The organism is Microbacterium sp. LWH7-1.2 (assembly GCF_038397755.1).
GTDB lineage: Bacteria > Actinomycetota > Actinomycetes > Actinomycetales > Microbacteriaceae > Microbacterium.
Genome location: NZ_CP151637.1, coordinates 3,912,379 through 3,925,111, shown reverse-complemented (window position 1 = coordinate 3,925,111; position 12,733 = coordinate 3,912,379). Strand labels below are relative to the sequence as shown.

The 12,733-nt window shown below is 71.6% G+C and carries 11 protein-coding genes; 3 read left to right on the top strand and 8 right to left on the bottom strand.

Annotation, left to right across the window (positions count from 1 at the left end):
* The first annotated feature begins 9 nt into the window (after positions 1-9).
* Positions 10-936, top strand: coding sequence for an LLM class F420-dependent oxidoreductase (locus MRBLWH7_RS18165; RefSeq protein ID WP_341997045.1), 927 nt, complete (start codon positions 10-12; stop codon positions 934-936).
* A gap of 44 nt (positions 937-980) precedes the next feature.
* On the opposite strand, the gene MRBLWH7_RS18160 is transcribed toward MRBLWH7_RS18165, so the two are convergent.
* From MRBLWH7_RS18160 to MRBLWH7_RS18150, 3 genes are all read right to left on the bottom strand, one after another.
* Complete coding sequence (locus tag MRBLWH7_RS18160; protein WP_341997044.1) at positions 981-1,187, bottom strand: hypothetical protein; 207 nt, start codon at positions 1,185-1,187, stop codon at positions 981-983.
* A 98-nt stretch (positions 1,188-1,285) separates the two neighbouring features.
* Complete coding sequence (locus tag MRBLWH7_RS18155) at positions 1,286-2,011, bottom strand: DUF2306 domain-containing protein (protein ID WP_341997042.1); 726 nt, start codon at positions 2,009-2,011, stop codon at positions 1,286-1,288.
* 76 nt (positions 2,012-2,087) lie between these two features.
* Positions 2,088-2,519, bottom strand: a complete 432-nt coding sequence (locus MRBLWH7_RS18150) for a nucleoside deaminase (RefSeq protein ID WP_342002129.1) — start codon at positions 2,517-2,519, stop codon at positions 2,088-2,090.
* A 99-nt stretch (positions 2,520-2,618) separates the two neighbouring features.
* Between MRBLWH7_RS18150 and upp the strand changes: the two genes are divergently transcribed.
* The gene (gene upp, locus MRBLWH7_RS18145; protein ID WP_341997040.1) at positions 2,619-3,251 is read left to right on the top strand and encodes a uracil phosphoribosyltransferase; all 633 of its coding nucleotides are present in this window, start codon (positions 2,619-2,621) and stop codon (positions 3,249-3,251) included.
* A 16-nt stretch (positions 3,252-3,267) separates the two neighbouring features.
* On the opposite strand, the gene MRBLWH7_RS18140 is transcribed toward upp, so the two are convergent.
* The 4 genes from MRBLWH7_RS18140 to MRBLWH7_RS18125 form a co-directional block, all read right to left on the bottom strand.
* Positions 3,268-4,530 (bottom strand): type III PLP-dependent enzyme, encoded by a 1,263-nt coding sequence (locus MRBLWH7_RS18140; RefSeq protein ID WP_341997038.1) that lies wholly within the window; start codon positions 4,528-4,530, stop codon positions 3,268-3,270.
* Complete coding sequence (locus MRBLWH7_RS18135; protein ID WP_341997036.1) at positions 4,527-5,081, bottom strand: hypothetical protein; 555 nt, start codon at positions 5,079-5,081, stop codon at positions 4,527-4,529. The genes MRBLWH7_RS18140 and MRBLWH7_RS18135 overlap by 4 nt, the downstream gene beginning before the upstream one ends.
* 215 nt (positions 5,082-5,296) lie before the next feature.
* Positions 5,297-5,617 (bottom strand): DUF3467 domain-containing protein, encoded by a 321-nt coding sequence (locus MRBLWH7_RS18130; RefSeq protein ID WP_341997034.1) that lies wholly within the window; start codon positions 5,615-5,617, stop codon positions 5,297-5,299.
* Between the two features lie 103 nt (positions 5,618-5,720).
* Positions 5,721-9,350: a TM0106 family RecB-like putative nuclease gene (locus MRBLWH7_RS18125; protein WP_341997032.1), complete on the bottom strand. Its 3,630-nt coding sequence runs from the start codon at positions 9,348-9,350 to the stop codon at positions 5,721-5,723.
* A gap of 422 nt (positions 9,351-9,772) precedes the next feature.
* Between MRBLWH7_RS18125 and MRBLWH7_RS18120 the strand changes: the two genes are divergently transcribed.
* On the top strand, positions 9,773-11,851 hold the full coding sequence (locus tag MRBLWH7_RS18120) for an NAD(+) synthase (RefSeq protein WP_341997030.1): 2,079 nt from the start codon (positions 9,773-9,775) through the stop codon (positions 11,849-11,851).
* Between the two features lie 49 nt (positions 11,852-11,900).
* Here MRBLWH7_RS18120 and MRBLWH7_RS18115 read toward each other — a convergent pair whose 3' ends face one another.
* The gene (locus tag MRBLWH7_RS18115; protein WP_341997028.1) at positions 11,901-12,479 is read right to left on the bottom strand and encodes a hypothetical protein; all 579 of its coding nucleotides are present in this window, start codon (positions 12,477-12,479) and stop codon (positions 11,901-11,903) included.
* Between the last annotated feature and the right edge of the window lie 254 nt (positions 12,480-12,733).

Genomic DNA, 12,733 nt, shown 5'->3' with positions numbered 1-12,733 from the left:
ACGACCGACATGGAATACTGCATCTTCACCGAGCCCCAGCAGGGTGCGAGCTACGACGACCAGCTCGCCTTCGCGCAGGCGGCCGAGCGTCTCGGCTTCGATGGCTTCTTCCGCTCCGACCACTACCTGCACATGGGCGACGGCGACGGGCTCCCGGGCCCCACCGACGCGTGGACGACGCTGGCAGGACTCGCGCGAGAGACCTCCCGCATCCGTCTCGGCACGCTGGTGTCGTCGGTGACCTACCGCGTTCCGGGGCTCCTGGCGATCCAGGTCGCGCAGGTCGACGCGATGTCAGGGGGCCGTGCAGAGCTCGGCCTCGGCACGGGGTGGTTCGGGCGCGAACACGAGGCCTACGGCATCCCGTTCCCGGCCAAGCGGTTCGACCTGCTCGAGGAGCAGCTCGAGATCGTGACGGGTCTGTGGTCGACACCCGTGAGCGAGACGTACAGCTTCGCGGGCGAGCACTACCGGCTGACGGATGCCCCGGCCCTGCCGAAGCCGGTGCAGTCCAGGGTGCCCGTCATCGTGGGCGGCGGCGGACCGAAGCGCACGCCCGAGCTTGCCGCGCGCTTCGCGACGGAGTTCAACATCGGCTTCCGGTCCGAGGCGGAATCCGCGGAGAAGTTCGCCGGCGCGCGTGCCGCCTGCGAGCGCCTCGGCCGTGACCCGGAGTCGCTCAAGCTCTCGGTGGCGCTGCCTACGCTGGCGGCAGCATCCGTCCCCGAACTCGAGCGCCGAGCTGAGAACCTCGGTCGCACCGTCGACGAGCTGCGCGGCGACGTGAACATCGTCGGCTCCCGCGACGAGATCGTCGCGAAGGTCGAGCGCATGGTCGCGATCGGCGCGCAACGCGTGTACTTCCAGCTCATGGACCTGCAGGACGTCTCGCACGTCGACTATCTCGGCGAGGTGCTTCCGCACCTGCCCCGCTGACCTTCACCTCGGCGGGGGAGCCTTCGCAGCAGGGACGGCCGGGCTCAGGCCCCGCTGGTCGGCGGCTTGTCGAGGCCGTGCCGCCCGGGCCGGTCCGGTTCGGCGGCGGTCGCCGGGCTGACGGTAGAGGACTCGGTGGGGCCATCGGTGCCGGGATAGCGCGGCTCTTCGATCTCGATCGCCTTGTCCCGCTCCTCCAGCGGCGGCAGGTGGTCGAGGGGCTGCTTGATGTCGTCTGGGTGGTGGCTCATGCGCCGAGCCTTCGCCGACGACGAGGCAATGGAGAGGGGGTTGCCATCCGGAGGACGTCGTGATCCGGTGTCGAGTCGGCTCGGGCGCCCGCCACCGGTCAGACGGGCAGGCGGTACGACGGCAGGCCGCGGCGGCGGATGAGCCACTCGGCGAACACGAGGTTCGGGAGCCAGCACAGGAACGGCACCGCGGCGTACGCGTTCGCGAACGCGGAGTCCAGCTCCCACGGCTGCCCGAACACCAGCGGAGCCATGAGCAGCAGCGGCAGCCAAATGCGCAGCATGACCCCGGAGTATGTCAGCGCGTAGTTGCGGATCATCCAGGCCTGGTGGCCCCGCACATCGCGGCGGCGGATCGCTCGGTACGCCCTCCATCCTGTGATGAGCCACAGCACGGCGAGCGCGCCGAACCCGAAGAAGCCCACGTAGCCGGCGGGGCTCGAGGGCGCGATGATCAGGCCGCCGACGGCGCCGATCGCCACCGCGATCAGGTACACGCGACCGATCCAGCGGTGCACCCGCGGCGCGCGGGCGCGCAGCCCGCGCCAGAACTGCAGCGGCCCGGTGACGAGCGCCACCGCTCCCCCGACGATGTGCACATACAGGGCGCCCTGCACGAATGCAGGCACGGCGGCGTAGGTCGGCGCGAGGCCGACATCCTGCCCGGCGAGGTCCGCGAGCGACGCGGTGAAGTAGGGCACCGCCGAGTACGCGACGATGGCGAACGCCGTCAGCAGGACGAACGTCCAGCCGATGCGGGAGCGGACGCCGCCGGGCCGTGCGACGGCGGTGGCGGTCCGGACGGGTTCGATGAGGCGGGTCATGGCCGTCACGCTAGGCCCGGGCTCGGGGCGCCCAGCAGGGTGCAGTCCCCCCGGTCCGTGGGGGCTGACCCCCGGATCAGCGGCGCGCGTCGAAGAAGGCGCGCAGGAGAGCGGATGCTGCGCCCTCGCGCACACCCGCGACGACCTCGGCCCGATACGGCAGGCGCCGGTCGCGCACGACGTCGTACATGGATCCCGCCGCGCCGGCCTTCTCGTCCCACGCGCCGAAGACGAGCCGCGAGATGCGTGATTGGAGCACGGCCCCCGCACACATCACGCACGGCTCGAGGGTCACGACGAGCGTGCAGCCCTCGAGGTTCCAGCTGCCGCGCGCGGCCGCCGCCGCGCGCAGGGCCACCACCTCGGCGTGCGCGGTCGGATCGTGCTCGACCTCGCGGAGGTTGCGGCCCTCGCCGATCACCGTGCCCGCAGCATCCGTCACCACTGCCCCCACCGGGACGTCGCCCGCGTCCCCCGCGGCGGCGGCGAGCGCGAGCGCGCGGTCCATCGCAGCGAGGTCGGCGGGGGCGGCAAGCACAGCACGAGCGTAGCCGCCCGCACGGAAGTCGCCCCGGGTTCGGGCATCGCGACGCACTAACCTGTCTCTATGCGCCTGCACGTCGCCGACCACCCCCTCATCACCCACAAGCTCACGGTGCTGCGCGACCAGCGCACCTCTTCGCCGGTGTTCCGCCAGCTCACCGAGGAGCTTGTGACGCTGCTCGCCTACGAGGCGACCCGCAACGTCCGGGTGGCGCCGATCGAGATCCAGACGCCCGTGACGACGACGACCGGCGTCCGCATCGACGACCCGCGCCCCCTCGTCGTGCCGATCCTCCGTGCCGGTCTCGGCATGCTCGAGGGCATGGTCAAGCTGATCCCGACCGCCGAGGTCGGCTTCCTGGGCATGGTGCGCGACCATGAGACGCTCGAACCGTCGACGTACGCCGAGCGGCTGCCCGACGACCTGAGCGACCGCCAGTGCTTCGTACTCGACCCCATGCTCGCGACCGGTGGATCGCTGGGTGCGGCCATCGACTTCCTGTTCGACCGCGGCGCGCAGGACGTCACGGCGATCTGCATCCTCGGCGCCCCCGAGGGCGTCGCCGCGATCGAGAAGCAGGTCGACGGCCGCGACGTGACGCTCGTGCTCGGCGCCCTCGACGAGCGTCTCAACGAGCACGGCTACATCGTGCCGGGACTCGGCGACGCCGGCGACCGGCTCTACGGCACGGTCTGACCTCCGGCGGCCCTCCTCACACGATCGGCACGCGGCGCACGTCAGGCGCCGCCGCGACCTCCGCGGTCGTCGCGCCGCGCCCGACGACGGCGACCGGCGTGAACGGGCGCCCGTTGAACCGTGTCGCGGTGACCGTCGTGTACGCCCCCATCGTCGGACTCACGAGCAGGTCGCCGACCTGCAGCTCGGGCAGCAGCACCTCGCGTGCGATCACGTCCGACGAGTCGCAGGTCGGGCCGCCGAGGGTCGCCCAGCGGTGGTTCGCGGCATCCCTGCTCACGAGGTCGCGCTCGGCGAACACGAGCGGGTGCACATCTTCGGTGAGGACGTTCGAGTACGAGCCGTAGAGGCCGTCGTCGAGGTAATACCACCGGCCGTCGCCGCGCTCCGCGATACCCACGACGCTCGTGACCAGCGTCATCGCGTCGGCCACCATGACCCGGCCGGGCTCGGCGATGACGTCGAGGCGGCGCGCATGCGGCTCGAGCACGGGGCGGAGCACCCTCGCGACATCTTCGATCGCCGCCGACTCGGAGTCGTACGATGCCGGGAGTCCCCCACCGATGTCGAGGGTGTCGAACTGCACGTTGAGGCGCCGCTCGAGGATGCCCATGAGCTCGAGCGTGTCGGAGGCCGCTGTCGCGAACCGGCCCGGGTCGTCGAGCTGGCTGCCCACGTGGTAGCTGAAGCCGGCGACCGTGATCCCGGCGGCCGATGCCTGCTCGACCAGGCGCGCCGCCTCGAACGGCCCGACGCCGAACTTGCTGGACAGGTCGCTCTTCGCGTGCGGGCTGCGGTAGGCGAGCCGCACCAGCAACCGCGTGTCGGCGGGCGCAGCATGGAACTTCTCGATCTCGACGTCGTTGTCGACCACGAATGTTCGCACGCCCGCAGCCAGTGCTTCGGCGATCTCGGTGGGCTTCTTGATCGGGTGCGTATGGATGATGCGGGATGCTGCGACGCCCCGGCGCGTGAGCATCGCAAGCTCCTCGCCGGTCGCGACATCGAAGCCGCAGCCGGCGTCGTCGAGCGCGTCGAGCACCGCGCCGTGGGCCAGCGCCTTGACCGCGTAGTGGAAACCGACGAACGGCAGCGCGTGGCGCAGGTGCCGGTACTGGCGGCGCACGCGCTCCGGGTCGAGCAGCAGCAGGGGCGTGCCGTGCAGGGCGATCGCCGCACGGCCTGCCACCGACGACAGCAGAGCGGATGCCTCGGCCCGCCGCCTCCGCTCGAGCGCCCGGGTCGTGCGAGGCTCGCGCCGCAGCGTTGCGAGATTCACGTCGCCACCTCCTGCAGACCGGCCGGGCTACGTCCGTCGCGGAGGCCGGTCCTGGCGGTGACGGTGAATGCGCCCGCGGCGACCGCGTAGAACACGATGTCGGCGGCGACCTTGCCCGTCAGCATGCCCCAGAGGGGATCAGGGATCAGCCAGACGCCGAGCATGAGGGCTGCCGGGCGCACCAGGAAGGTGTCGAGCAGCTCGGCTGCGCCGAACTCCGCCACCAGCAGCCCGACGGTGCGGCGGAGGGCACGTCGCCGGGTCGTCGACACCGGCGCCTGCTCGATGTAGATCGTGACGGCGAGCACGGCGTAGAAGCCGACGACCTCGCCGGCGAGCGCCGCGACGGCGATGACCGGTGCGGCGTCGGTCCACAGCGTGGCGAGAAGTCCTCCGACCACCATCGCGGCGGTTCCGGCGATCTCTGCGGGCAGGTAGCGGACGATCCAGAAGACGATCCCGCGACGCCGGGGCGCGGCATCCGTCGTGGCCTGCTGGGCGTGCTGCGGCGTCGCCTGGATCGTCGCGAGCGGCCGGTTCGTCGTGGTCATGTCGCCCCCTCCGTGTGTCAGAGGAGGAAGCGCCGGCAGTGATACCGCGAGGAACGGCGCGGCATCCGCCCCTCGCCGAACGGACGCCGCGCCTCTGCGCCTTTGAGGACGCCTGGCAAGGGTACGTGGCCGAGATTTTTCCCCCAAAGGGGTTGACTTTGGCCACAGCGGCCGTCTAGCAGCGCGGGGGTTCCAGGTGCCGTCAGGGGTCGGCGTCAGTCGCCCAGCGGAGGCTCCTGCGGGGTGCGCCGGCCCGTCTCGCGCTCCCAGAACTCGAGCTGCTGGGTGAGCGCCTTGGCGAGTTCGAACACCTGGTCCGGTGGGATCCGGATGCGGCTCACGACGCGGGCGGGAACGACCGTGTGGCGCTGACCCGTCTCGGCATCAACCTGTTCGCGCGGCGGCTGCGCAAGCGTGAGGAAGTCCATCACGAACACCGTCGGCGTGTGCCAGACGTTGGCGAAGTCGGCGTAGTTGCCGCCGATGAGCTCGGGCGGGAGGTCGATCTCGAACTGCTGCGATGCGTCGTCGGCCATGTGGGCTCCTGTTCGGCGGGCGTCTCGTCCCTGACCGGTGCGAGACGCTCGGGGGCTGTCGTGTGCGACGAATTCGGCTGTGAGCGCGAGTCTACGCGGGGCCTCAGCCGCGGCCGACGAGCCGCGCGAATCCGCTCAGTCGTGCCACGCCTTCCGGGGTGTACGGCAGGTCGTCGAGGAGGCCGGGCGAGTACACGACGAACGCCGTGTGCATCGCGCGCGAGATCGCGACGTTGAGGCGGTTGCGCAGCAGCAGGAATTCGAGGCCGCGCGGTGCGTCGCGCCCGCTCGAGGCCGCCATCGAGACGATGGCGACGGCCGCCTCCTTGCCCTGGAACTTGTCGACCGTGCCGACGGGCACGTCGGGGAAGCCCGCGGCCGCGAGCGCCTCCTCGACGGCGACCTGCTGCGCATTGTACGGCGTGACGACGATGAGATCCTGCTGCTCGAGCGGCCGGGGCGGCAACGCGACCGAGGATCCGCTGGTGTCGTCGGTGGCGGCATCCGTCCACTCCCGACCGACGAGGTCGGTGACGAGACGCGCGACCTCCGCGGCCTCCTCGAGGGACTGCGTGGCGTTGCCGTGATGGCGCAGCGCGATCGGGACGAGGCCCGCGGGCACGCCGTCGATGCGGCGGAGCGCCGTCGAGGGGTGCGCCTCGAGCTCACCGCGGTACGACAGCGCCGACACGGGCGCCGCGACCTCAGGCCGCATGCGCCGGGTCTCGGCGAGGAAGTAGCCGTACTCGGGCGGGATGACGTCGGCGCCGTCCATGACCCAGCCGAGCGCCGACGTGTCGACGGGCGCGGGATGCGTTCCCTGGCTGACCTGCGGCAGCTGCTGCGGATCGCCCAGGAGCAGCAGTCGCGGGGCGGCGAGCGACACGGCGATCGTCGAGGCGAGCGAGAACTGGCCCGCTTCGTCGACGACGAGCAGATCGAGGCTGCCGCGCGGGACGCGGCCCTCGTGGCTGAAGTCCCACGCGGTGCCGCCGATGACGTAACCCGATGCCTCGTGCTCGGCCGTGAACGCCGCCACGCCGTTCTTCGGCAGCACGGTGAAAGAATGGTCGGCCGCCGTGTCCTTCGGGGCCTTGGCCACCTGGGACGCGGGCACGCCTGCGGCGATGACGCGGTCGAGGAGGTGCTCGATCGTCGCGTGCCCCTGGGCGACGACACCCACCTTGTACCCGTGGTCGCGAACCAGCCGGGCGATCACGTGGGATCCGACGTAGGTCTTGCCGGTGCCGGGAGGACCCTGCACGGCGAGGTAGCTGCGGTCGAGGTCGCGCACGGCCCGCGCGATCGCCTCGACGGCATCCTCCGCCGCGGCGGGCAACGAGCCCGACAGGGTACGCGGCGGCCGACGGCACAGGATGTCGGTGGCCGGGTCGGCCGGGAGGTCTGGCGCGGCCGCGATGACGGCATCCGCCCAGGCGTCGATCGCCTTCTGCTGGTTGCCTGCGGCCGGCGGCGCCTGCGGGGTGAGCGCGACGGGGAGAACGCTCCACGTCACGCCGTCCACGGCGGTCTCTTCGATCACGGCGCCGTCGTCGAGCACCTCGAGCACCGTGACCGAGCGGTGGGCGTGGATCCAGCGTGGCGAGGCCTCCAGTGGGAAGGGCGCCGGCAGCTCGTAGAGCGCGAACGGATTCGTGCCCTCGCTGATGCGGGTGCCCGGGGCGAGATCGCCGCGCAGTTCGACGATGCGCCGCTCGCCCCCCTTGCCGCTCTCGAGGAAGTGCCAGTCCTCGCGCACGCGGCTGCGCGCGGGGTCGATCGCGACGACGTCGCGCGTCTCGTCCCACAGCGAGACGGGCTCGCGCAATCGCAGGAAATGCGTCGCCCAGAACGACTTGGCCTCGCGGGGGTAGTAGTCGATCGCGGCCGCGCCGAGCCGCAGCGAGCGCGACCCGACGGAGTCCTCGGGGTGGTCGAGCGCGAGCGCGTCGAGCAGCGTCGCGCGCGGCGACGGCTCGTACGCGCGCTCGTCGGGCTCGGGGTTCGGCGAGGGGACCAGGGCCGCTTCGCGTGCGCGGTCGACGAGCCAGTCGCGCAGGCGACGGGTCGACACGCAGTCGTACCGGTTGTAATCGGCGAGGTCGTCGAGCACGAGGGAGGCCTCCGCCTCGGCGCCGTCGGCGTGGAGCGCACGCGCCTCGACGTAGCGCACGATCGAGTCGTCGCCCTTCTGCACGTCGCTCGTGCGCACCTCGTCGCCCATGTAGAGCGGCTCGAGCTTCTTGATCGAGTACGAGCGGGAGCCGACGCGCAGCGCCCGGCGCACGATCGGGTACAGGTCGACGAACACGCCGTCGCGCAGGAGGCGATCGACATCGGCCTCGCGCACGCCGTGGCGCGCGGCCATGGCCAGGAGGTGCGTCGGCTCGTACGGTGCGTAATGGTAGATGTGCATGCCGGGGAACTGCTGCCGCCGCAGGTTCACGATGTCGAGGAACGCCTCGAGCGCGCGCTTCTCGTCGGCGAACGAGTGCGCCCACAGGGCTGTGTACTGCTCGCGGGTGTCGACCCAGCCGAAGAGGTAGTCGATGCCCCACTGGGTCGGCTCACCCGGGGCCGGCGGCTCGGTGTGCAGCGGGTCGCCCTCGAAGTCGAAGAACAGGTCGCCGTGATCGGGCCGCGGGAGCGCGCCGAGTGCCTTGGGCGCGACGACCTCGAACACCGGGATCGGCGGCGCCGGCGTCGACACGGGCGCTTCGAGCACTGCGGCCACCGTCGCCTGGGCGACGGACGCGCCGTCCGCGGCGATCACGCTCTCGGCCACCACGATCTCGTGCGGCACGGGCTTCGGCGCGATGAGCGGCGGCGTGCCCGCCGGGTTCTCGAGCTGCAGACGTGCCTGCGTGCGCAGCGACGCGAACACATCGGGGTTCATGCCCGCCGGCCCGCTCGGTGCCCCCGCGAGCTGCTCGATCGTCTCGACGCCGGCGGCGCGCAGCCGCTCGCGCTGCACCGGGCGCATGCCGGCCACGAGGAGCAGGTCACGGGATGCCACGACCTCGGCGTCGCATGTCGCACAGCGCCCGCACGCGACGACGCCGAGCTCGCCGCGGGGATCACCCCAGGCGATCGGCGTGCCCGCCGCGCCGAGGTCGAGGCGGCGGTCGGCGATGAGGTCCGCCAGCCGCTCACGACGCAGTCCGAAGACGGGCAGCAGGTCGTCCACCTCGTGCTCGCTGACGCTGCCGTCGCCGAGGAGCAGCTGCACGCGGTCCGAGCGCGCGACCCCGAGGCGGTCGAGCTGGTCGACGTATGCCGCCAGCTGCATGAGCGCCGTCACCCGCGCGTGCCGCGCGAGCTTGGTGTCCTGCACGAGCCATCGGCCGGCTTCGTCGCGGACGAGGAAGTCCGCGAATCCGACGAACGACGCGGTCGAGAACGCAGCCTGGTAGACGACCTCGGCGTCCGACGCGAGGGCCGCGTTCGTCTGTGCGACCGCATCGGCAAGGGCCGCAGCATCCGACGACCGTGTCTCGGGGATCTCGACCACCCGGTCGCCGAAGCGCTCGATGTAGTCCGCCAGCACCCGGTGCTCGTGCGCCGTGCCGAGGCGCCCGGCGCGCTCGAGGGTGAGGTCTTCGGGATCCTCGACCGCGGCCACACGCCCGAGCCGCGCATCGATCGCGCGCAGCCATGCGAACTCGCACTCCGCCGCGGTCTTCAGATCGCTCGCGCTCCAGACGATCCGGCCTTCGTCCTCGATGTATCGCATACCCCGCCCTTCTTGAACGACGATAGCCGCGGCATCCGACACCTCCGCCCTCCCCCGCGATCGCCGCCCGCCCGCGCCGATCGCCGCCCGCCCGCGCCGACATCCCGGTGAGTCGCCAGAATTCGCGAACGCGCACGTCATTCCTGGCGAGTTGCCGGAATTCGCGAACGCGCACGTCATTCCTGGCGAGTCGCCAGAATTCGCGAACGCGCACGTGATTCCTGGCGAGTCGCCAAGACGGACCGGTGCGCGAACGCGCACGTCATTCCTGGCGAGTCGCCAATACGGACCGGTGCCCGACGCCGCGGTCCGCCTCGAGGCGTTCTGGCAAGTCGCCAGATTGCCGGCAAGCGCGCCCCGCGTTCTGGCGAGTCGCCAGAACGCACCGATCGGCGAGGCAGGGCACCTGACAGACTGAAGCCATGAGCGTGTCCTTCGACAGCGCGTACCGGCACGGGTTCGCCCGCGTCGCCGCGTGCACGATCCCGGTGGAGATCGCCGACCCCGCCGCCAACGCCGACGCGGTGCTCGAGGCCGCGCGGGTATGCGACGCCGACGCGGTCGCCGTCGCGGTCTTCCCGGAGCTGTGCCTGACCGGCTACGCGATCGACGACCTCGTCATGCAGGATCCGGTGCTCGATGCCGTCGTCGCCGCGATCGGGCGACTGGTCGAGGCATCCGTCGATCTCCTGCCGGTGCTCGTGGTCGGCGCGCCGCTGCGCCACCGCAACCGCCTCTACAACTGCGCGGTCGTGATCCACCGCGGCGAGCTGCTCGGCGTCGCCCCCAAGGCCTACCTGCCGACGTACCGCGAGTTCTACGAGCGGCGCTGGTACGCGCCCGGCGACGACCAGGCGGGGCAGGACATCCGCGTCGGCGAGCTCGAGGCGCCCTTCGGCCCCGACCTGCTGTTCGAGGCGCTCGACATCCCGGGGCTCGTCGTGCACGCCGAGGTCTGCGAAGACGTGTGGGTGCCGATCCCGCCGTCGTCGCGCGCGGCGCTCGCAGGCGCGACGGTGCTGCTGAACCTCAGCGGCAGCCCGATCACGATCGCGCGCGCAGAGGACCGCAAGGACCTCTGCCAGTCGCAGTCGCTGCGCTGCCTCGCCGCCTACGCCTACGCGGCCGCCGGCAGCGGCGAGTCCACGAACGACGTGTCGTGGGACGGCCAGACCATGATCTACGAGGGCGGCAACCTGCTCGTCGAGACGGAGCGGTTCCCCGACGGGCCGCGCCGCTCGATCGCCGACGTCGACCTCGACCGTCTGCGCCAGGACCGTCTCCGGCAGGGCACCTTCGACGACAACCGCCGGGCGACGGCGGCGGATGCTGCGTTCCGGACCGTGCATTTCCGCCTCGACCCGCCGCGCACCGACGTGGGGCTGCGCCGCACGCTCGACCGGTTCCCGTTCGTGCCCGACGACCCCGCCCGCCTCGCGCAGGACTGCTACGAGGCGTTCAACATCCAGGTGTCGGGCCTCGTCCAGCGCATGCGGGCGATCGGCGGGCCCAAGCCCGTCATCGGCGTGAGCGGCGGCCTCGACTCGACGCACGCGCTGCTTGTGGTGGCACGGGCGATGGACCTCATGGGACGCCCGCGCAGCGACATCCTCGCGTACACGATGCCCGGCTTCGCGACGAGCGACCACACGAAGTCGAATGCGATCGCCCTCGCCGAATCCGTCGGCGCCTCGATCGAGACGATCGACATCAGACCGCTCGCCACCGAGATGCTCGAGCGGCTCGACCATCCTTTCGCCGACGGCGAGCCGGTGCACGACATCACGTTCGAGAACGTGCAGGCGGGCCTGCGCACCGATTACCTCTTCCGCCTCGCCAACCACCACGGCGGTATGGTGATCGGCACCTCCGACCTGTCGGAGCTCGCCCTGGGCTGGGCGACGTACGGCGTCGGCGACCACATGAGCCACTACGCCGTCAACGCCGGCGTGCCGAAGACCCTCATCCAGCACCTGATCCGCTGGGTGATCTCGCACCGCGGCGACGAGGGCGGATCCACCGACCTGAGCGACGACGCCCGCGCGGTCCTGCAGTCGGTGCTCGACACCGAGATCTCGCCCGAGCTCGTCCCCGCCGGTCAGGACGGCAAGATGCAGTCCACCGAGGACCGCATCGGTCCCTACGCGCTGCACGACTTCGCGTTGTTCCACATCCTCCGCTACGGGTTCCGGCCCTCGAAGATCGCCTACCTCGCCGCGCACGCGTGGGGCGATGCCGAGGCGGGTGCATGGCCTCCCGGCTTCCCGGACGAGGACCGCTACGCCTACGACCTGCCGACGGTCGCGAAGTGGCTGCAGGTGTTCCTGAAACGCTACTTCGCGTTCGCGCAGTTCAAGCGCTCCGCGATCCCGAACGGCCCGAAGGTGTCGCCTGCGGGGTCGCTGTCACCGCGCGGCGACTGGCGCGCACCGTCCGACGGCAACGCCCGCGTGTGGCTGGCCGAGCTGAAGGCCGCTCTCCCCGATCTCGTGCAGGACTGAGGATCACGGATGCTGCGGCCCGCAGCATCCGTGCCCACCGGCGTGCGCGTCAGGCGGGCGCCTGCGTGTACGCCAGCGTGATGATCCAGCTGTCGCGGGACAGATCGGCCAGCTGGTAGTAGATCTTGCGGTCGGGGATCCAGCCCTTCGTGAGCGGACTGTCGAGCCGCACGTGATCGGCGGCGACGCGCGCGCCGCGGCCATCCGCGTCGCGCACGGCCTGCACGCGGGTCCAGTGGGCGAGCAGCTTCGTCAGGTCGGCCTCTTCCAGAAGGTGGGAGTGCCGCTTCATGAGGTGCAGCTCGGCGTCGTCGGGGTGCGCGTCGCGCAGGTCGAGTCCCAGCGACACGTCGGGGTCGCTGACCGCGACGACCGTGGCGGCGCGGAAGTTCGTGTTGCGGATCTTCAGCGGCAGCTCGGCGCCGCCGACCTCGGCGATCAACTGCGTGTGGAATCCGAACGTGCGGGGCGCCTCGCGCTCGACGCGCACGTCCTTCGGGTCGACGCCGAGCTTCGTGGCGACGAGCTCCTTCGCGAGCACGCGCTTGCGGTCGTGGTCCGAGAGCTTGGGGTCCCAGCCGAGCCGCGCCGTGATCCCCGCCGGAGTCTCGAGAAGCACCGATTGCATGATCCACCTCTTTCTCCGCGGACCGTCCGCCCCTCCATCCTGTCGCGGGGGCGGTCGGTGAGGAAGATCGCCACGCCTCCGTCCGTGTCCCCGTCCCCCGTCCCCCCGTCCCCCCGTCCCCCCATCCCCCCGCCTCGCCAACCGCTCGTCCGCCCGTCCCCGTCCGCCCTCGTCCCCCGTCCCTCCTGCTCCGCGCCGAAACACGGGTGGGTCACGGCGACACGCCGTTGACGGATGCTGCCGCCCGGCGTGTC